21 protein-coding genes and 1 riboswitch are annotated in these 20,286 nt (G+C 40.2%); of the genes, 13 read left to right on the top strand and 8 right to left on the bottom strand.

Annotated elements, in window-relative coordinates:
• Positions 1-211: 211 nt before the first annotated feature.
• Positions 212-1,183, bottom strand: a complete 972-nt coding sequence (locus ATS71_RS16840) for a zinc transporter ZntB (RefSeq protein ID WP_058405846.1) — start codon at positions 1,181-1,183, stop codon at positions 212-214.
• 268 nt (positions 1,184-1,451) lie between these two features.
• Here ATS71_RS16840 and ATS71_RS16845 point away from each other — a divergent pair, with 268 nt between their 5' ends.
• The 3 genes from ATS71_RS16845 to ATS71_RS16855 all read left to right on the top strand — a co-directional run bounded on the left by ATS71_RS16845 (position 1,452) and on the right by ATS71_RS16855 (position 3,898).
• Entirely contained in the window at positions 1,452-1,874 is a 423-nt protein-coding gene (locus tag ATS71_RS16845) for an ATP-dependent zinc protease family protein (RefSeq protein ID WP_058405847.1), read from the top strand.
• 73 nt (positions 1,875-1,947) lie between these two features.
• The gene (rimK, locus tag ATS71_RS16850) at positions 1,948-2,853 is read left to right on the top strand and encodes a 30S ribosomal protein S6--L-glutamate ligase (RefSeq protein ID WP_058405848.1); all 906 of its coding nucleotides are present in this window, start codon (positions 1,948-1,950) and stop codon (positions 2,851-2,853) included.
• Entirely contained in the window at positions 2,840-3,898 is a 1,059-nt protein-coding gene (locus ATS71_RS16855; RefSeq protein WP_058405849.1) for a succinylglutamate desuccinylase/aspartoacylase family protein, read from the top strand. The genes rimK and ATS71_RS16855 overlap by 14 nt, the downstream gene beginning before the upstream one ends.
• 60 nt (positions 3,899-3,958) lie before the next feature.
• Here the strand turns inward: ATS71_RS16855 and ATS71_RS16860 are convergent, their stop codons facing one another.
• From ATS71_RS16860 to recQ, 4 genes are all read right to left on the bottom strand, one after another.
• On the bottom strand, positions 3,959-4,531 hold the full coding sequence (locus ATS71_RS16860; protein WP_058405850.1) for a mechanosensitive ion channel domain-containing protein: 573 nt from the start codon (positions 4,529-4,531) through the stop codon (positions 3,959-3,961).
• A 120-nt stretch (positions 4,532-4,651) separates the two neighbouring features.
• On the bottom strand, positions 4,652-6,361 hold the full coding sequence (locus ATS71_RS16865; RefSeq protein WP_058405851.1) for a BamA/TamA family outer membrane protein: 1,710 nt from the start codon (positions 6,359-6,361) through the stop codon (positions 4,652-4,654).
• Positions 6,362-6,558: 197 nt separating this feature from the next.
• Positions 6,559-6,843, bottom strand: coding sequence for a DUF3630 family protein (locus tag ATS71_RS16870; protein WP_058405852.1), 285 nt, complete (start codon positions 6,841-6,843; stop codon positions 6,559-6,561).
• A gap of 7 nt (positions 6,844-6,850) precedes the next feature.
• Positions 6,851-8,674 (bottom strand): DNA helicase RecQ, encoded by a 1,824-nt coding sequence (gene recQ, locus ATS71_RS16875; RefSeq protein WP_058405853.1) that lies wholly within the window; start codon positions 8,672-8,674, stop codon positions 6,851-6,853.
• A 107-nt stretch (positions 8,675-8,781) separates the two neighbouring features.
• Here recQ and ATS71_RS16880 point away from each other — a divergent pair, with 107 nt between their 5' ends.
• Positions 8,782-9,237, top strand: a complete 456-nt coding sequence (locus ATS71_RS16880; protein ID WP_201020880.1) for a thioesterase family protein — start codon at positions 8,782-8,784, stop codon at positions 9,235-9,237.
• A gap of 51 nt (positions 9,238-9,288) precedes the next feature.
• A complete protein-coding gene (rarD, locus tag ATS71_RS16885) occupies positions 9,289-10,209 on the top strand; it encodes an EamA family transporter RarD (RefSeq protein ID WP_058405854.1) in 921 nt (306 codons plus the stop codon).
• An 8-nt stretch (positions 10,210-10,217) separates the two neighbouring features.
• Here the strand turns inward: rarD and ATS71_RS16890 are convergent, their stop codons facing one another.
• Entirely contained in the window at positions 10,218-11,453 is a 1,236-nt protein-coding gene (locus ATS71_RS16890; RefSeq protein WP_058405855.1) for a GGDEF domain-containing response regulator, read from the bottom strand.
• Between the two features lie 85 nt (positions 11,454-11,538).
• Complete coding sequence (locus ATS71_RS16895) at positions 11,539-11,913, bottom strand: DUF413 domain-containing protein (RefSeq protein ID WP_006793159.1); 375 nt, start codon at positions 11,911-11,913, stop codon at positions 11,539-11,541.
• A 91-nt stretch (positions 11,914-12,004) separates the two neighbouring features.
• On the opposite strand from ATS71_RS16895, the gene ATS71_RS16900 reads away from it, so the two are divergent.
• The 8 genes from ATS71_RS16900 to ung all read left to right on the top strand — a co-directional run bounded on the left by ATS71_RS16900 (position 12,005) and on the right by ung (position 19,902).
• The gene (locus ATS71_RS16900; protein ID WP_058405856.1) at positions 12,005-12,859 is read left to right on the top strand and encodes a LysR family transcriptional regulator; all 855 of its coding nucleotides are present in this window, start codon (positions 12,005-12,007) and stop codon (positions 12,857-12,859) included.
• A 185-nt stretch (positions 12,860-13,044) separates the two neighbouring features.
• Positions 13,045-13,974: a porin gene (locus ATS71_RS16905; RefSeq protein WP_058405857.1), complete on the top strand. Its 930-nt coding sequence runs from the start codon at positions 13,045-13,047 to the stop codon at positions 13,972-13,974.
• Positions 13,975-14,285: 311 nt separating this feature from the next.
• Positions 14,286-14,424: riboswitch (cobalamin riboswitch) on the top strand.
• 76 nt (positions 14,425-14,500) lie between these two features.
• Positions 14,501-15,301 carry an ABC transporter ATP-binding protein gene (locus tag ATS71_RS16910; protein WP_058405858.1) on the top strand — a complete coding sequence of 267 codons (801 nt, stop codon included), beginning with the start codon at positions 14,501-14,503 and terminating at the stop codon, positions 15,299-15,301.
• 1 nt (position 15,302) lies between these two features.
• Positions 15,303-16,307: a FecCD family ABC transporter permease gene (locus ATS71_RS16915; RefSeq protein ID WP_058405894.1), complete on the top strand. Its 1,005-nt coding sequence runs from the start codon at positions 15,303-15,305 to the stop codon at positions 16,305-16,307.
• 2 nt (positions 16,308-16,309) lie between these two features.
• Positions 16,310-17,791, top strand: a complete 1,482-nt coding sequence (locus ATS71_RS16920; RefSeq protein WP_058405859.1) for a cobyric acid synthase — start codon at positions 16,310-16,312, stop codon at positions 17,789-17,791.
• Positions 17,784-18,383 (top strand): cob(I)yrinic acid a,c-diamide adenosyltransferase, encoded by a 600-nt coding sequence (cobO, locus tag ATS71_RS16925; RefSeq protein ID WP_058405860.1) that lies wholly within the window; start codon positions 17,784-17,786, stop codon positions 18,381-18,383. Before ATS71_RS16920 ends, cobO begins: the two co-directional genes overlap by 8 nt.
• Positions 18,383-19,240 carry a cobalamin-binding protein gene (locus tag ATS71_RS16930; protein ID WP_058405861.1) on the top strand — a complete coding sequence of 286 codons (858 nt, stop codon included), beginning with the start codon at positions 18,383-18,385 and terminating at the stop codon, positions 19,238-19,240. Before cobO ends, ATS71_RS16930 begins: the two co-directional genes overlap by 1 nt.
• Complete coding sequence (gene ung / locus ATS71_RS16935; RefSeq protein ID WP_058405862.1) at positions 19,240-19,902, top strand: uracil-DNA glycosylase; 663 nt, start codon at positions 19,240-19,242, stop codon at positions 19,900-19,902. Before ATS71_RS16930 ends, ung begins: the two co-directional genes overlap by 1 nt.
• Positions 19,903-19,971: 69 nt before the next feature.
• Here the strand turns inward: ung and ATS71_RS16940 are convergent, their stop codons facing one another.
• Positions 19,972-20,160, bottom strand: coding sequence for a DUF3545 family protein (locus tag ATS71_RS16940; protein ID WP_006793150.1), 189 nt, complete (start codon positions 20,158-20,160; stop codon positions 19,972-19,974).
• Between the last annotated feature and the right edge of the window lie 126 nt (positions 20,161-20,286).

A 20,286-nucleotide genomic window follows, 5' to 3' on the forward strand; every position in this document is an offset into this window, starting at 1 on the left:
CTCTATACAAATATCAAAAAAGGCGAGTATTTAACAATGCTCGCCTTTTTAGTTTTTAATTGATTGCTATATCAGGTTCATATCAATACTTAATAAACTTGAAGGGCTAAACCTTGGAGGCCATGGTTTAAACTTAGGTATTTAGAATAACTAAACATTTGCCTTGTCATCGACATGATTTTTCAGCCTCAAGATAGATTACTTAATACTATTAGAGCCATTTTTTATTTTTAAAATACACGCCAATACCACCGGTAAGTATCACTAAAAACACAATAAATAGCGTAAATGCGTAAGGGTTGTCTGTTCCAGGTATACCGCCTACGTTAACCCCAAGCAAACCAGTTAAAAAGCCTAAAGGTAAAAACAAGGCTGCCACTACTGACATCACATACATACGTTGGTTTAACTGCTCAGAGACATGGTTAGTGACTGTTTGTTGAATAATTTGTGCGCGCTCTATTGAGCTGTCTAGCTCTTCAAGGTAGCGAATTAGTAGGTTAGTGGTTTCGTTTAGTTTTGCTTTATCGTCATCCAAAAGCCACTCATAATTACCGTTTACCATTGTAGTGAGCGCCTCTTTTTGAGGTTTTAAATAACGTTTTAGCGCAATAGTTTGGCGGCGTAACTGCGATAGCGCTTGGTTGTCAAAGCGCTTACTTGGCTCGTCAATTTCTTCTTCAAAGTCATCAAGTGTTTCATCTAAAGAATCAATAACACTTTGCATGCGTGAAGTCAGTTTTTGTGTAATAGCGCACACAAGCTCAGATATAGAGCACGGGCCTTTATTATCCTTTAATGAAGTGAGTACATCGTCAATAGATAAAAGGCGACGCTTACGAGAAGTAATAACTATATTTTCGTTAATAAATAAACGTACCGACACCATGTCTTCTGGGCTTTGCGCCGGATTTAAGTTTACACCGCGCAAAAACAGCAAGTGCCCATTTGTAGACTGAGTAATACGTGGGCGTGTTTCATCTGCTATAAACGATTCTAATTCGTAATCGGTTAAAAGCTCACAGTGTTTGAGCCAGTTCACAACATCGGTTTGGCTATAATCCATATGGACCCATAACTTACCTTGCTCAGGTTGCCAGTTGTGAAGATCTTCGCTGCTTTGTATAGCGCGAGCACCGCCTTTTTCATCAAGCACTAGGGCGTGAAGCAAACCGTTAATCATAATAATGTCTCATAATAGTGTAATTTTAATACTATAAACTATAGTGTATCTAACTGACCAAAACATATTTACTTTTAATAAGTTAAGATACTTTTTAAATTATTGGTCTAGACTAAATGCTGGCTTAATTATATTGCAGCAAGACGTGCATTGTGAGACTAATAGGCATGAAAGATCAATCAAATCGATTCATCGGTAAGATAAATTTATTTTGTTGGTCTTTTTATTTCTATAGCGTATAAACCTCTTTTTTACTAAGGGCACATTTATGACGACAAAAATAACAATAGGTTGGCGTGAGTGGTTAAGTTTACCTGAGCTTGGTATTGAGCGGATCAAGGCTAAAGTTGACACCGGAGCACGTACTTCATGTATTCATGCTATTAACATTGAAGAATACGAAGTTGATGGCGAAAAGTGGGTTAAATTTATAGCTCAACCATTACAAGATGACGAAGAGACTCAGATTACTTGTAATGCTAAAGTGAAAAAAATGAAATACGTAACCAGCTCTAGTGGTGAAAAGCAATTGCGTTATTTTATAGAAACAATATTACACGCGGGTGAACATAGCTGGCCTATTGAAGTCACCCTCACAAGCCGCGCAACCATGAAGTTTAGAATGTTGCTAGGTAGAACAGCCATGGAGAATCGTGTCGTTGTTGACACGGCATTATCTCATTTATTATAAAAAGTATTGGGCTTATGCTGCAAAAAGCAGCCATTAAGCACCAATGCTGTAAAATTTAGTTAAGGTTTTAACTATGAAAATCGGTATTTTATCTCGTAACAGAAAGTTATATTCAACACGTCGCTTAATCGAGGCTGCAGAGGCTCGTGGGCACGAAGTGAAAGTAATAGACGCACTTCGCTCTTACATGAATATAAACTCTGAACAGCCAGAAATTCACTATCGTGGTGAAAATTTAAAAGATTTTGATGCAATTGTGCCGCGTATTGGCGCATCAGTCACCTTTTACGGCTGTGCAGTTTTACGCCAATTTGAAATGATGGGGGTATACCCAGTAAACGAATCTGTGGCTATTTCTCGTTCGCGCGATAAATTGCGATCATTGCAGTTATTGTCACGCAAGGGCGTAGGCATGCCTGTTACAGGTTTTGCGAGTAAACCAGATGATGTAAAAGATTTGTTAGAAATGGTTGGTGGTGCACCGGTTGTTATTAAATTACTCGAAGGTACACAAGGGATTGGTGTTGTACTGGCTGAAACGCGTAAAGCTGCAGAGAGTGTAATTGAAGCATTTATGGGCTTAAAAGCTAACATTATGGTCCAGGAATACATTAAAGAAGCGGGTGGTGCGGATATTCGCTGTTTTGTATTAGGTGATAAAGTAATTGCAGCAATGAAACGTCAAGCACAAGAAGGTGAGTTCCGTTCAAACCTTCATCGTGGCGGTAGCGCAACATTAGTACGTATTACTCCTGAAGAGCGTAAAACAGCAGTTGCTGCTGCTAAAGCGATGGGATTAAACGTAGCGGGTGTGGATTTACTTCGTTCATCTCGTGGGCCTTTAGTGATGGAAGTTAACTCATCACCAGGTCTTGAAGGTATTGAAATAGCAACAGGTAAAGATATTGCAGGTATGGTGATTGATTTCATCGAAAAGAATGCCTCAAGTAAAGGAACCGCAACTCGTGGCAAAGGTTAAAATTAACCGCCCTTTCACTTTACTAGGTGAAAGTATTGGTGTTGGTGAACGTAAAACGTTAGCTTTAGAAGCTGCAAAACTTTATACCCACTCACCCCTTAATATTCCTATAGAGGTTGTTAATGGCGTAATGGAAGGCCCTGTACTGATGGTATGTGCCGCTATCCATGGCGATGAGCTAAATGGGGTAGAAGTTGTTCGTCAATTACTGGCTAAAATTGATCCAAACCAGTTACGTGGCACGCTTATCGCTGTGCCAATTGTGAATGTGTTTGGCTTTATTCATAAGTCGCGCTATTTACCTGACCGTCGCGATATGAACCGCAGTTTCCCTGGTTCTGAAAGAGGGTCGCTAGCGGGTCGTATGGCGTATATGTTTTTCAATCAAGTTGCGGTGCATTGCACGCATATTATTGATTTACATACAGGGGCTATTCACCGAACAAACTTGCCACAAATACGTGCAAATTTGGCGGATGAAGCTACTGCGCAGATGGCCAAAGCCTTTGGTACACCGGCGGTGATTGATGCTTCGCTACGCAATGGCTCACTAAGAAGTGAAGCGGCTAATTTAGGCATACCGGTTATTACTTATGAAGCGGGTGAGGCACTGCGTTTTGACCCAATTGCAATAGCCGCCGGCGTGCAAGGGGTTGACTATGTAATGCGCCATTTAAAAATGATGCGCGGCAAACGCCCTAAAAAACTACCAGAGCCTGTTATTGCAAGCTCTACAAGCTGGGTACGTGCTGAAGTAGATGGCATTGTACGTGCTCAAGTGTCGCTGGGTGAGCGCGTAACAAAAGGGCAAATACTTGCTTATATAAGTAGCCCCCTTGGTGACTCTGAACTTGAGTTACTAGCACCACGAAGTGGTATTGTAATTGGTCAGCAAACTATGCCATTGGTTAATGAAGGTGATGCAGTTTTTCATATTGCTTATTTTGCTCATGCTAATAGCTTGGTTGAGCAGCAATTAGAAACATTTATTGATGAAATAAATGATTTAGATGAAGAACTAAAAACGGCAGAGTTAAATAACTAACCCTTTAGCAGCCATTAAAAAGCCGTTTTAGTTACTAAAACGGCTTTTTTTATGCAAAATTTATGATTTTTTAGGGCCTATAATTCGCTTAATTACCGGCGCTTTTGATGGTTTAGGCTCTGCGTTTAAAACGAGTACAGGGCGCGTAACAAATAAGTTATTTGGGTAAATTACGCGGTGCCCATCAATATGTTCAAGTACAACATTCATTAAGCCCATCTCGACAATTCTACCTTCAACATGATTTGCGCCGTCAATAATACGTACCCAAAAACCAACACGGCAGTCGTTTTGAATAAACATTAATAAAAATGCGGTTAGATTGCTCAGTAATGACCATGCTGCAAATAGCGCGACACCTAACATTGCAAAGAGTGACGAGCCCAGAACCAGTAGCCCTCGTAGTTCAATACCCCAAAATACTAACACTAAACATAACATGACAAAGGCGAGAATAATTTTAAGTAGTAACTCTGCGCGGTATTTACGATGTAAATCTACTTTACCTTTAATGGCTTGCTCAAGTAACTTTTTAGTTAGCTTTAATAGCACTGGAAAAAGTAACAAGGCAATAACGGTCACGATGAGTTTATATTGATCGGTGAGTAATTCTAAAACATCTAAAAATTCCAAAATAGCGCCTTTTACAGTTATGTGGTAGTTAAAAGTAGTAAATAAAGCAACACGTTAGGTTGAATTTCAACTAGCTTAAAGGCCTTAGTTTAGCGTGTTATTTTGGCGCTAAGTAGCAATTTAAAAAGATTTTTTTACACTGACAAGCCACTGCACAGAGTCGACATCATCAGCGCTATCTATGGGAGCGGCTATATCAAGATGGATCATAGTGCCTGCATTTGCTCTACTCGGCGCTAGGCGCAAACCAACGCCCACATTTTTGAGTACATGATTATTTTCGCCATTTGTTTGGTTATTAAACCATGCTCTACCAATATCTATAAAGCCCGCGCCACCTACTTTGAATAGTTGTAGTAAATCGTACTCCCAGTAGTAGCGTTTTTCTAGGCTCACTAAAAAGCTACGGTCGCCATGTTGGTAATCCATAGGGTAGCCACGCAGGCCTGTTTCGCCACCTAAGGTAAGCTGTTGGTCGGCAGTTAGGTTTTTTGTGTATTGCACGCGGCCTTTTACATACCAAGATTGATCAACACTTGTATTTAGATAATATTGTACTTGCGATGTCGCTTTAAAGTTTTCGAGTTGCTTTTGTTCTTCGTTCCAAAATCCCTCTAAATCCGTGCTAAAACGCCAAAGCGTATTATCGCCAGAAAAATGCGCTGTTTTCACATTAAGCGAATAAACAAGGCGGCTATCATCGTTACTCAACGATTCATCTGAATAACCCAGCAGTGCTTTTGCATTCCAACCTAGGTTTAAATCTTCAGTGCGATAAATGCTGTCAAAATTACGCACCTTAATAAAATTATCCTCAAACCAATGACCACTAATATAGGGATAACTGTAGCTTCTATCTTTAGCTAAAGGCTCAAATGTGGTTTGAATAGCAGTAAATGTATGCTGCTCATCTACATAACCTAAGCTAATTCGCTGAGTCCAGCTATTACTGAGTGCCTTAGAGTGGCCGATAAAAATGCGATTTAGATCAGTTGTTTGATCAAACTCACTGATCTCTTTACCACGTCGGTATAGTGATTCTTCTCGTTGTTCTGAATAGCTTAAAATACCGTAACTGTAAGGTGTATCTATGGCATAAAATGGATAAGTAAGCTCAAGTAAATGACGCTTACCATCGCTGTTATCTGCATACTCTATGCGACCACGGTAGCGGCTAGAAAAAATATTAGGATCGTCGTAAACAAATAAGTAACCACTGCGGTCGCTGTCGGTTGTGCGAGAAAAAGACAATCTTTTTCCCCAGCCAAACAAGTTTGATTCTCTAAAACCAATACTCGATTTATTTTCTCCACCGCTGCGGCTAAAGTTTATTTCTGGCAAGAGCGTCCATAAATCACGGGTAATTACTTTAACATCTATATCGCCATCACAGTTTTCTGTTGCGCTAATTTGTGCGTCGTAAAGGTAGTTTTCTTTTCGCAGCAGGCGCTCCGATTCAGAAAGTTTTTTAGCATCGTAAAGGTCGCCAGAGTTAAAAAGCAGTAGGTTTTTGATTACTTCAGGTTCGGTTTGAATGTGCGCGCGGTTAGCAAATCTAAACAGTGCGTTATTTTCTTCTTCCAGCGCAGTATTAAATACATTGAGTTGTTCTAGCGTAATAGTGGCTATTCTAGCATTTGGTTTTGTAGCAACCAGTAGCGTTTCATCGCTGAGTTGGCGACGTAATTTTTCTTCACTCAAATGTATTGATGATTCAAGCGGGCAGGTACCTGTGTTTGTAGGAAATGGCTCTGCATAAGCATTAGACATTAATAGACACAGAACAATAACCCCAACACAACAGGGTGAAAACCACGTATTACTGATCATTTAACCCCTTATTTACTGCGTAGTAAACTACACCCGTAATATTAGCTTACATCATTGTTATTTAAATGTAAGTAAAAAGCATAGGGGTTAAAAATAATTAATTTAGTTTATTAAAAACTATTTGTTTAAAAGAGCCGTTTAGGTGTTAACTATTGCCCGATTATAAAAACAGTTTATTCATCCATCGCTAAATCGGGTTAATTTAAATAAAAAGCCAACGCGGCTAATAAATGTTCTGCTTCAGGCCCTTCGCCGTTAATCCAAATACTTTGACTGTAATGCTCGTAATTTAAATTAAATGTTTGTTGGCTATAAGAAAAGCGCACCTGATGCCTATCGGCTCCCGCCGAATACTCGCTAATAGCGATATCGTCCGAATGTAGGAATAATGTACTCCACAGCTCAAAGTCTTCATCGTGAGGTGGCTCTGTCGGGGTAATGATGATGCATTGATGTGTTTGGTCGTAATCTATTTTGCTCATATTATGCTTATTGTGTGGCTAAGTAGTTGCGAATTGCTGTTAAAAAAGCACCGCCATATTTATTTAATTTGGTAAAACCAACCCCCGACACTTTTAAAAATTCACTGTCGTTAGTAGGCATGAGCTGCGCCATTTCGGCTAACGTTTTATCGTTAAATACCACATACGGTGGCACATCGTCGGCATCGGCTAGCTCTTTGCGTAATGAACGCAAGCGAGCGAATAGTTTTTTATCGTAATTAAATTGCGCGAGCTTATCTTGGTATACGTGTTTTGCTTGTAATCGAGGCTCAGCTAATTGCAGTGCATATTCGCTTTTTAATATAGCGCGGGCGGCTTCGGTTAATCGCAACGAAGCGCCTTGCGTTATATCTTGGCTTAGTAACCCTTGGTGAATGAGTTGGCGTAAAATACTCAGCCAAAACTCACTACTTCTGTCTTTACCAATACCATAGGTGCTCAACTGGTGATGATTGTTATCGCGAATACGACTCGTGTTGGCACCGCGTAATAGTTCTACAATGTACCCTAAACCAAATCGCTGCTCAGCTCTGTATACACACGAAAGTGCTTGCTGGGCAACAAGCGTTCCGTCAAAGCTTTTAGGTGGATTTAAGCAAATATCGCAGTTACCACATTGTTCTCGTTGGTATTCACTAAAGTAGTTAAGCAGTATCTGACGACGACACGTTTGCGCCTCAGCAAAGCTTGCCATAGCATTAAAGCGTTGCTCTTCTACTCTTCGACGTTGTTCATCGTCAATGTCTTCAAAAAATCGCCTTACACGGCCTATATCGGCAGGATCAAAGTACATGATTGCTTCTGCGGCTAAGCCGTCGCGTCCTGCTCTGCCTGTTTCTTGATAGTACGCTTCTATGCTTTTAGGTATGTCGTAATGCAGTACAAAGCGTACATTGGGTTTGTTTATACCCATACCAAAAGCCACAGTAGCAACGACTATTTGGATATCATCACGGGCAAACCCTGTTTGCACAAACTGGCGTTGTTCATTACTCATACCTGCATGGTAAGCGGCTGCATTAAGGCCTGCATCGGCCAGCTTTTCTGCTATGTCGTCAACACGCTTTCGACTAGTGCAATAAATAATGCCACTTTGGTTTTTTTGTTCTTTTAGGTAGCGCAACAGTTGCACCATAGGTTTAAATTTTTCTTCTATGGTGTAACGAATATTAGGTCTGTCGAAACTGCCAGTGTGAATGTAAGGCTGCTGAAGTTTTAACTGTTCAACAATATCAAAGCGTGTGGCTTTATCTGCGGTGGCGGTCAGGGCCATCATAGGCACGTGAGCAAAACGCTGCTTAAGTTCGTTTAAGCGAAAATAATGCGGCCTAAAATCATGCCCCCAATGCGACACACAATGCGCTTCGTCAATGGCAAATAAGCTTATTTTTAAATGCGATAATCGCTCTAAAAAGTCACGTTGTAATACTTTCTCTGGGGCTACATATAATAGTTTAATAAGCCCTTGGTGAAGTTGCTGATAAACTGACTGCTGTTCTTCGCGTGCTAGGCTGTTATTCACATAAGCCGCTTTTACACCTAAAGCTTGAAGCTGCGCAACTTGATCTTGCATAAGTGAAATAAGTGGTGAGATAACAATAGTAACCCCTTCAAGAACTAATGCCGGAATTTGATAACACACAGATTTTCCGCCACCAGTGGGTAGCAAAACAAGTGTGTCCTGACCATTTAAAGCGGCATCAATAACGGCTTTTTGGCCATCTCGAAATTCGCTGTAACCAAACACTTGTTTGAGGACAGTCTCGGGTTTTCGCACTAACGTGCTTGAAGGAAGCGTAGATGTATTCATTGGCGAGTATTTTAGTGTTTTTTTTATAAGATGTCTTTAGCTTTACGCTCGTAGTTTTACACAAGGTATGTTTTACTCGTTTTACCTATTAATTTCAGAGAATAATAATGAATAAAGAAATGTTAATTGAACAAGTGGGTGCGCTATTTGTAAATGGCATGCCGTTTAATCAATTTTTAAATATATCGGTAGAATCACTTAGCCCAGAACAAGCTAAAATTACATTTCCCTGGCAGGATGTTTTTATAGGTAACCCAGCTCAAAAAATTCTTCATGGTGGGATTATTTCAGCCGTACTTGATAACGTAGGCGGCATGCTTGCAGCGGCCAGTGTGATAGACAAGCTAACCGATTTAGAGATGAACAGTGTGCAAAAAAAATTAGCAACACTTGGCACTATTGATTTACGCACTGATTATTTGCGCCCAGGAAAAGGGGATGTGTTTACCGCCAGTGCCACGCTTATTCGTTCAGGTAATAAAGTGTGCGTGTGCAGAATGGAATTACATAACGAGCAATCAGTGCAAATAGCTTTTGGAACAGGCACGTATTTAGTTGGATAAAACCTGTTAGGCGAGTAAACTGGCGACCTTTTAAATCACTAAGTGTTTACTATGCCAATTGTTACCGAGCAGCGTAAAGGCGCAATTTTTGCTTGTCTTGCTTTTGTTATGTGGGGTCTTGCCCCCATTTATTTCAAGTTAATCCAACATGTGACCGCATTTGAAATCTTAATGCATCGTGTGGTGTGGTCAGTCGTATTTTTAATTTTAGTGGTGAGTGTTTTAAAGTACTGGCATAAAATTAAGCACATTATAATACAGCCTAAGCTGATGCTAATGTTAGTTATTACCTCTGGCTTACTTGGTTTTAACTGGGGTTTATTTATATGGGCGATTAACAATAACCATATGCTTGATGCAAGTTTAGGTTATTACATAAATCCGCTTTTAAATGTTTTGTTAGGCATGCTTTTTTTAGGTGAGCGCCTCCGAAAATTTCAAGGGGTTGCTGTTGGGTTGGCATTCTCTGGGGTGATACTTCAATTAGTAAGCTTTGGCTCGTTTCCTGTGGTGGCATTTTCACTTGCTATATCGTTTGCACTGTATGGCCTATTACGAAAAAAGCTGCCTGTTGAGGCGTTACCCGGTATATTACTCGAGGCATTAATATTATTGCCAGTAGCACTGGTTTACTGGTGGATGATGACACCTTCTGCTACATCAAGTTTGCCTAATAACGATTGGCTTACCAACTTATTACTTATAAGCGCAGGCATTGTTACCACACTACCGCTGCTTTGCTTTACAGGGGCGGCTAAACGCCTGCAATATACAACCCTTGGCTTTTTCCAATACATTGGGCCTAGTTTAATGTTTATACTTGCTGTGGTGTTTTACGATGAGGTATTTGATACAGAAAGGCTTATTACCTTTGCGTGTATTTGGAGTGCACTGGCTATTTTTAGTTGGGATTCTTACCATCAATCACGTAAGCGTAAAAAAGCGGCCATTACAGCCGCCGAAATTGCTTAAATTTTAGTTTAACTGACTACCTTATTTCGGCCGGATTCTTTCGCCTCGTAAAGTTTTTGGTCGGCCTGTTTTAATAACGTATCCATTTGATAAATAGGCCCTGTAGAAAAGCCTATTGAAATAGTCAGTTTTATTTTGTCTTTACTAAATTCTTGGCTGTTATTCTCTACAAAATACCTAAACCCTTCGAGTCGATTAAGCGCTTCTTGCGGGGTTTCATCTGCAAAATAAACAGCAAATTCTTCGCCACCTAAACGCGCAACTAAATATTTTTCAAAGTATTTTTTAAGGCAGATAGCCAGCCCTTTTAAAACCTGGTCGCCTGCATCATGGCCATAAGTGTCGTTAATAGATTTAAAGTGATCTATATCAATCATGGCCAGCGCGCCGTTTACCTTTTTGAGACTGAGCTCTTTAAGAGAGTTATTTGCTTGCTCAAAGAAATAACGACGATTAGGGAGGTCAGTTAGGTAATCTGTGTTGGCTTGGCGTTTTATTGTCGCTATTTGTTCAAGCATGCCAACGTTTTGGCTTAGCCTGCAATAAAACTCTTCGTTATTAAACGGTTTATGCAGGTAATCGTTTGCACCATTTTTTAGGAATAAGCTTGATAGCTCAGATGAATCAGCGCCAGAAATACCAATAATTGCCTTTTCATCGTTACTGTAAATTCTGCGAATTTCGCTACACAACTCATCGCCGTTCATATTGGGCATTTCGTTGTCGGTAATGATCACTGAGATATCGGGTGAGTTAGCAAGAACTTCTAGTGCTTTTTTTCCATCTTCAGCTTCAGATACTTGATATTTGTGACGTAACAATAAGCTCACAACATAGTGGCGGGTAGATATAGAGTCATCAACAACTAGTACTTTTACATTTTCATTGCGAGGTAAACGTTTTAACTGTTTTTCAAGATATTGATAGGCCTGTTTATTTTCTTTTATTATATAGTCAATAATAGGGTACTTTTCTACCATGTTACGCGTTTTTTTATCTATATTTCCCGTCATAACAATGGTAGGAATTTCAGCGTCAACGGTGCAGGTAATCGCTTCACCCATTGGTGCGTCAGGCAAAATAAAATCAACAACCGCACAAAAATAATCGTTTTGACTAATCAATACTTTTGTTTGTGCTAACGTTTCTGCTACATCTACCTCGTAGCCTACCTTTAGCGCTATGTGTTTTTGCACAAGCGCTATAGCAGGTGTATCTTCAACTATTAATATCTTTCGCTTCACGGAACACCTAAATCATATTATGCAAAAATGCTGCTTAATACATGTTGTAACCGTAAAAGCGCCAAAAAGCAAATTGGTTACGTGTTTATAAGCTGTCAGATTCTGAATAACTTTCATGATTTATTGGCGCAGGGCTCGATATTTTAGAGCGCCCAAACAAGGTATGAAACTTCGTTTTACACGTCGTAAGCTTTAGGTATTTTAGCCATGCTCGCTCAATCGGATTAGTTGGTTCTTGTGAGCCAGTTACTACGGCTACAAAATTTTCTTGGTGCTCATTTTGTGGTTCAATCGTCTTACTATATAAACCTTTTAAAACAATGCCATGTTGTTCTAGTATACTGGCTTCTAATAAGGTGAAATTTCCGCTGCGGCTAAAACCACGTGGAAAATTTTGATCATCATAAAATTGACGTTGGCTAACAAATGCTTGGCGTAGTAATGAAATGTTAATGCTCATAGCTATATCCTCATACCCTATTAATTAGTTGGAGTATGATGCAAGTTTGGCAATTTTTTAAACAAGTTATTTTTATCGTGAGGATAAAAAAGTGGATATCGATTTATTAAAAACATTTGTTGAAGTAGTGCGCACGCGTCATTTCGGTAAAGCCGCAGAAAACCTATATATAACGCAGTCGGCGGTAAGCTTTCGTATTCGCCAATTAGAGCAAGGACTTGGCGTTAATTTATTTATTCGCCAGCGTAATAATATTCAATTAACAGCGCCTGGTGAGCGGTTATTACCTCACGCGCAAATGATCATAACCGGTATGCAGCGCGCGAAGGTAGATGTGGCCCTTGCCGACAACATGCATAAACAAATTAGCTTAGCGGGCACCCCTAATATCTGGGATGCTTTTTTGCAGTTTGGTATTACTAATATCGTGTCGGCTATGCCGGGAGTGTCTTTGGTGGCTGAAGTTAAAGCCCAACAAGAAAGTACGCGATTATTGCTTGAGCGCACGCTTGATTTGGCCATTTTATTCGATCCACCAAAAGTGGATGAGTTAGTTGTTGAGCGTATTTGTGAACTACCTATTATTCCTGTGAGTGGGTATGACACGGCAACAAACGAGAATTTTTTTGATAATCAGTACGTGTATGTTGACTGGGGGACGACATTTTCGCTTTGGCATGCACGCCAGTTTACCGGTAAAACCCCTCCTTACTTTAGAACAAGCACCGGCCGAATTGCACTCGATTTAATTTTGCAATGTGGTGGCAGTGCATTTATTCCTCATGTTTTAGTAGAGCAACATTTAGAAAATGGTGAATTATTTCATGTAAAAAACGTAGAAAATACGTCAAGAGATATATTTGTAGCCTACCATAGAGATAACGAGCAAAAGGAACTAATAGAAACACTAATAAATTTACTTCCTACTATTGAGCTTAACGCTTAAACGTTGGAGGTTAAGTGGGTACATATTTGCTTGATTAGTGTTCGTGTCCTTTTGATTTCAAAAATAATGCAGTTTTATTAACTTTAAAAGTCAAAAATATTTCATTTGTAATATTTCTGTCATTTAGTGGTGACAAACTGCAGTCGTTTTAAAAATTAGTCTTTTGTGATTATCGAGGAAATAACATGAAATTTGTAAAATCGAGCTTATGTGTCGCTTTGCTAAGTGGTTTATCTTTTAATGTACTTGCAGACGTGGATGTTTACGGTAAAGCAAATGTAACTGTGCAGTCTACAGATGACGGTGAAGGGTCGTTTACTGAAATTAAAAGTAACGCATCTCGCTTTGGTCTTAAAGGTTCTGAAAAAATTACCGATGGCTTAGAAGCAGTTTATAAGTTTGAGTTTCAAGTTGATGTAACTGATGCAGACTCAAAAGGCGACGACGATAATATTTCTGCGCGTAACCAATACGTTGGTGTTAAAGGCTCATTTGGTCAGGTAGTAGTGGGTCGTAACGACACGGCGTTTAAACAAGCGCAAGGTAAACTCGATTTATTTAATGACCTTGAAGGCGATATTAAAAACGTATTCAAAGGTGAAAACCGTTTAGGTGATTCAATTTCTTATGCGTCAAACTCATACGAAGGCTTTAAAGTACTTGCTACTTTTATTGCTGAAGATGATGTAGATGCAGATAACGGTTATTCAATGGCTGTAACATACGGTGATTCAGCGCTTAAAAAGAGTGCAATTTATGCCTCAATTGCAGCTGACAGCGAAGTAAACGGTTATGATGTAGTGCGCGCATCAATCCAGGGTAAAGTTGAAGACTTTAAACTAGGTGCTATGTACCAAACTCAAGAAAAAGTAGACGGTTCAGCTGAAGGTGACGGTTACTTATTAAATGCGGCATACAGCATGGGTAAAAATACATTTAAGGTTCAGTATCAGGCAATGGACTTTGACGATAGCGATGATAAAACAGCTATTTCGGTTGGTGTTGATCACAAGCTTAACAAAAACATTAAAGTATTTGGCTTTTACTCAAGCTTTGATATGGACAACAACGTAGACCAAGATTACTTAGGTTTAGGTATGGAATATAAGTTTTAACGGCAGGACGTGTTGAACTTTGGTGGTTGAATTTCCAGCAGTATGTTTGGTTTTTAGGCAAGGCAGAGCCTGTGCAATGTGGTTATTCCCCATAAATAGGCGATAACGTAGCATAAATACCAAACATGCGCTGCCCTCTGGGTTCTTTCTAGGGACTATTAACTCTTTGTTGCTCGGTTTTTACTTAGCCCACTAGGTTACAAACCTCGCGCCGCGATTTAATCGCCCCTAGATTGAACAAATTTAAATCCACAAAGGTCAACACGCCCTAGTTAAAACACTCCCTTTTTAACCGCGCTGTTATTAGCGCGGTTTTTTTGCTTTAAATTATTTACTTACCCGCCCATAATAGAGCTTCATTTGGAATGAGGTGCAATTCCTCAACTGTTCCCGCAACTGTAATTAGCACTTTGCTTTAAGTCAGATACAAATCAATTTTTAATGAGCGGGCCTACTCATGCTAATTTTAATGTACTCCTTTTTGGTCGTTGCATTACAAGTGGGTACTCGTGTCTAGGACAGAGTATTGCAAACTAAAGCACCATTATTAAACGTTCAAAACCTTTCGTGGGGAATAGCAAATAAATCTATTCTCAAACATATTAATGTGCAAATACCTGCAGGTAAATTTGTTGGCTTAATAGGGCCCAATGGTGCAGGTAAATCGAGTTTAATGCGTTGTTTATATCGTTTTAATAAGCCAAGCGAAGGGGTTGTAAAGTTTAATAACCGAGATATTTGGCAGCTCAAAAGTGACGAATATGCAAAGTGCGTTGCTGTTGTTTTGCAAGAAGCACCATCGCATTTTAACTTGTCGTTATTTGATGTTGTGGCGCTTGGCCTCACTCCTCATAAATCGTTATTTAGCTCTACATCGCAAAGCGAAAAAACACAGATCACTAAAGCTATAAAAACGGTAGGGCTTGAGCAGCACACCAATCAAAATTTTGAATCGCTCTCTGGAGGAGAAAAACAACGCGCACTCATTGCACGTGCTATTGTTCAGCAACCTCAACTGTTAATAATGGATGAACCCACTAGCCACCTTGATGTTAAGTACCAAATACAGGTTATGGAACTGGCAAAGTCTCTAGGTGTTACGGTGTTTGCTTCATTTCATGATCTTAATTTAGCTGCGGCTCTTTGCGATGAGCTCGTAGTCATTAAAAACGGAGAAATAACGCATACCGGTTCGCCCGCAGAGGTACTCACTGAGCACATGCTTGATGATGTATTTGGTGTATGCGCACAGATAAATAGCCACCCACAAGAACCTCAGCTTGGCAAAAGCACACCTCATATTACTTATTTTTATGGTTATAAATAACATGCTGGCCTCTCGATTTCGCCATTCTGCGGCGCTATTTATGTTTATTGTCATTGCTACAGTAAGTCTATTTTTAGCATTGAGCTTTGGCGCAACAGACACGTCAATAAACGATGTATTTAACAGTCTTGTGCATTTTAATGATTCGTCACTGACCAGTCGTATTATTTTTGAATTAAGAGTGCCGCGCACATTATTGGCGTTTTTGGCCGGTGCAGGTTTAGCTATTGCGGGGCTAATTTTACAAACTGTGACACGTAATCCATTAGCCGATCCCTATTTATTTGGTATATCGTCAGGTGCTTCGTTTGGTGTAGTTATCCTTATGGCATTTGTGGGTATTAGCGCGGGCGTTGCCCTTTCTGCGGCGGCGCTACTAGGTAGTTTATTAGCAATGAGCTTGCTTATATTAATAGCCACAAGGCAACAAGGTGGGCAGGTTGAATCGATGTTGTTAGCTGGTGTTGCACTCTCATTTTTATTTAGTGCATTTACTAGTTTGTTACTTTATTGGAGTGAGCCGCAAGCCGTTGCCGCTATTTTATTTTGGACCTTGGGTAGTTTTGCACGTGCGCAGTGGGCAACACTATGGATACCATTTTTAGTGATTACATTGTGTACCTGCGTAATGATTAGCTTTAGGCGCCAACTTAATGCCATGTTATTAGGTGATGAAAGTGCCATAACTCTTGGTGTTAAAGTGAAACGATTTAGGTTACTGATGCTAATTTTAAGCTCATTAATAACCGCTGTGCTGGTGGCAATGTGTGGTGGTATTGGTTTTGTTGGGTTAATGGTGCCACACATTGTGCGCTTTTTTATCTCGCAGGGAACCGTCGCAGGGCTATTAATAACAAGCTTAGCAGGAGGCACATTTATGGTATGGGTCGATGTACTGTCACGTTCTTTACTACAAAATCAAGAGCTGCCTGTTGGGGTGATCACGGCCGCTGTGGGAAGTGCGTTTTTCTTAAGTTTACTCTTTTTTAGAAAATCGAAGGTATAGCCATGAAAACGCTTATGATACAAGGCACGACCTCTGATGCAGGAAAAAGCACCCTGGTGGCTGCGCTTTGTCGAGTATTTGCAAATCAAGGCATAAAAGTCGCACCGTTTAAACCACAAAATATGGCACTTAATAGCGCAGTGACAAACGACGGTGGCGAAATTGGCCGAGCACAAGCTTTGCAAGCTATTGCTGCTAGAGTCGAGCCCGAAACTGACTTTAATCCCATATTACTTAAACCCAATAGCGACACTGGCGCGCAAGTTATTATTCATGGTAAAGCGATTAGCAACATGGAAGCGGGTAAATACCACGATTATAAAAAAGTCGCTATGGATGCCGTCATTACATCACACGAGCGTTTAGCAAAACGGTTTGAGTTGTTATTGGTGGAAGGTGCGGGAAGCCCCGCTGAGATAAATTTGCGTGAAAACGACATCGCTAACATGGGCTACGCTGAAAAAGTAGACTGCCCGGTGATCATCATTGCCGATATAGATAAAGGTGGTGTATTTGCTCATTTAGTGGGGACATTGGCATTACTTAGCGAGTCAGAGCAAGCACGTGTAAAAGGGTTTGTAATTAACCGTTTTAGAGGAGATATAAGTTTACTGCAAGGAGGGCTTGATTGGTTAGAGAACTATACAAATAAGCCTGTTTTAGGTGTACTGCCATACCTCCACGATTTGACTCTCGACGCGGAGGACGCTGTTGCAATAGGCAATAACGTCACCCATGCAACTATCAATATTGCAATATTATTAGTGCCACATATTAGTAACCATACCGATTTTGACGCACTGCGTTTACACCCAAATATTAATGTTAATTATGTACGCCATACGCAGGTAATTCCTGATGTTGATCTTATTATTTTACCAGGCAGTAAAAACGTACTTGGCGATTTAACTTTCTTAATAAATGAAGGGTGGGATAGGCAAATAAAACGCCACTTACGCTATGGGGGTAAAGTGCTTGGAATTTGTGGTGGCATGCAAATGCTGGGTAATATTATCCACGATCCAGAGGGGGTTGAGTCGTCATTAAAAAGGGTGAATGGGTTGGCCTTATGTGATTTTGAAACCACACTGAGCGCGCAAAAAGTACTTTCTAAATTATCAGCGACGATGCAGTTAAATGATTTACAAACACCGTGTAGTGGCTACGAAATACATGCAGGTATTAGCAAAGGGGCCGCGCTTAATAAGCCATTTTTAACTTTTAATGAGCATCCAAATGGATTTAAAACGGATGGTTTTATAAGTGACGATAACGCAATTGCGGGCACTTATTTACACGGTTTATTTGATGAGCCCAACGCCACTATGGAAATTTTAAAGTGGGTAAAACCAACTTTACAGCTTGACCCAATAAGTATTGATACACACCGCGAACAGCAGTTAGCGCGTTTAGCAACTATGTGCGAAACACATTTAGATATAGCGCAAATTATCTCGATTTATAAAGGACACAATAATGACTGAACAGACAAACGACAAGCATAAACAGCGCCAGCAAAAAGTAAAAGAACACGTAGATGCCCGTGTTGAAGCTGCGCAAGAGGTTAAAGGTATTTTTCAAGTCATTACTGGTAATGGGAAAGGTAAATCGACCTCTGGTTTTGGTGTGGTAGCACGCTGTGTAGGCCATGGTCAAAAAGCCGCTGTGTGTCAATTTATAAAAGGGACATGGGAATGTGGTGAGCGTAATTTATTACAAGGCGCAGGTGTTGAATTTGCTGTGATGAATACTGGTTTTACGTGGGATACACAAAATAAAGAGGCTGATACTTTAGCAGCGCAAGCAACATGGCAAGAAGCAAAGCGTATGCTTGCCGACAGCAGTATTAACTTAGTACTACTTGATGAACTCACTTACATGGTGACTTATGGCTACATCGACTTAGACGAAGTAGTGAGCGCACTTAATAATCGCCCGGCTATGCAATCGGTTATTATCACAGGGCGCGCAGCGCACAGAACATTGACTGACCTTGCCGATACAGTGAGCGAAGTGCGCAATGTAAAACACGCATTCGATTCAGGTGTAAAAGCACTAGAAGGGTTTGATTACTAGTGATTAAATTGCTTTTTATAGGGTTAATGCTGTTTAGTTTACAGAGCAATGCAGGGGCGAACGCAGAGCCTGAGCCTAAAAAACTACGTATAGTTGCACTCGCCCCACACATAGTTGAAAACCTATTTGCTATTGGTGCAGGCAGCAATATTGTGGGTACTGTTGACTATGCCGATTACCCACATGAAGCAAAAAATATAGCTCGCATTGGCGGGTACTATGGCATTTCTCTTGAGAAATTATTAGCTTTAAAACCTGATTTAGTGATTGCCTGGAAAAGCGGAAATCAACAGGAAGATATAGCACAAATAGAGCGCTTGGGTATCAAAGTGCATTTAAGCAACCCTACAACCATAGAAGGCGTGCAAACTGAACTACTCACTCTTGGTAAATTAACAGGGTACGAAAAGCAAAGCCAACAGGTTGCCAAAGTATTTAAGCACAAGTTAACCGCTATTATAAAAAACCAGCAAGGGAAGCTGCCTATATCTGGTTTTTATCAGTTATGGGCCGAGCCAATGATGACCATCAGTGAAAGCACATGGATTGGTCAATTAGTAAGTACCTGTCATGTAAATAATGTATTTGCTAATAGCACGACCCAGTACCCACAAATCAGCATTGAAAATGTCATTGTTACTAAGCCTCAGGTGATTATTATTCCTGACGAAAAGTCTAATACCCCGCAGCCAAATGTTAATTGGAAGGCATGGCCAGAAGTGCCTGCGGTTAAAAATAATCAGTTTATTCGCGTTAACGCCGATTTACTTCACCGTTTTACACCGCGTATGCTAGATGGACTGGCGGATATGTGTGATAAAATAGACGCGTCACGAAAACAAATAAAGAGTATGTAATGAGCGACTGGGATACATTTTTACACAACGAGTTACAGCAACCTTATATGCAGAAAACCTTAAACGGAGTCGAAAACCGCCGAGCGCAAGGTGTTGCTGTTTATCCCCCTGAATCGCTCGTATTTAATGCATTTAATGTCACGCCTCTAAACGATATTCGTGTGGTCATTTTAGGGCAAGACCCTTACCACGGTGAAGGGCAAGCTCACGGGTTATGTTTTTCTGTTCTGCCAGAGGTAAAAAAATTACCACCCTCGCTTAAAAATATGTACAAAGAGCTGGCTACAGATATTGAGGGTTTTGTTATACCTGAACATGGTTACTTGCAAACCTGGGCTGACCAAGGCGTATTTTTACTAAATACTGTTTTAACGGTAGAGCAAGGACAAGCACATTCGCATAAACATTTAGGCTGGGAGCAATTTACCGATAATGTTATTGCTCATATTAACGCGAACTGTGATGGGGTTGTGTTTATTTTGTGGGGAGCGCATGCGCAAAAAAAAGGAAAAGGCATAGATAGCACTCGCCACTCTATTTTGAGTGGTCCGCATCCGTCGCCGCTGTCGGCTCATCGAGGCTTTTTTGGTTGTAAGCACTTTTCGCGAACTAACGAACTACTGTTAGCGCAAGGTAAAAAGCCCATAAATTGGCAGGTCTAGTTAAATAAGTTTGAACATTAAAAAAGCCCTCATAAATGAGGGCTTTTGTGTAATTGGTGGGTATAGAAATTAAAAATCTAGCTCATCAATTGCAATTGTGTCTGCAAAGTAATCAAATTCCTCTAATTCTTTACGTAGACGTTGTTTATCTTTTATTGCTTCTATTTCGCGCCATTTTCTTTTTTTGTTCTTCTGAGAGGTTTTTCTTTTTTCATCAGGACCTTCTAGTATCTCTAATATATCGTTTAGGCTATCCATGAACATCTCCTATTGATTTTATTGACCTCAAGAGTACCTATACCACAGGCCTAGCTAAAATAGAATAAAAAAGTGACAGAGATGTTACAAAATTGTGATGCTTAAATGAAGGTTTATACCAGTAAA

This window comes from Pseudoalteromonas sp. H71, from assembly GCF_001468485.1.
GTDB lineage: Bacteria > Pseudomonadota > Gammaproteobacteria > Enterobacterales > Alteromonadaceae > Pseudoalteromonas.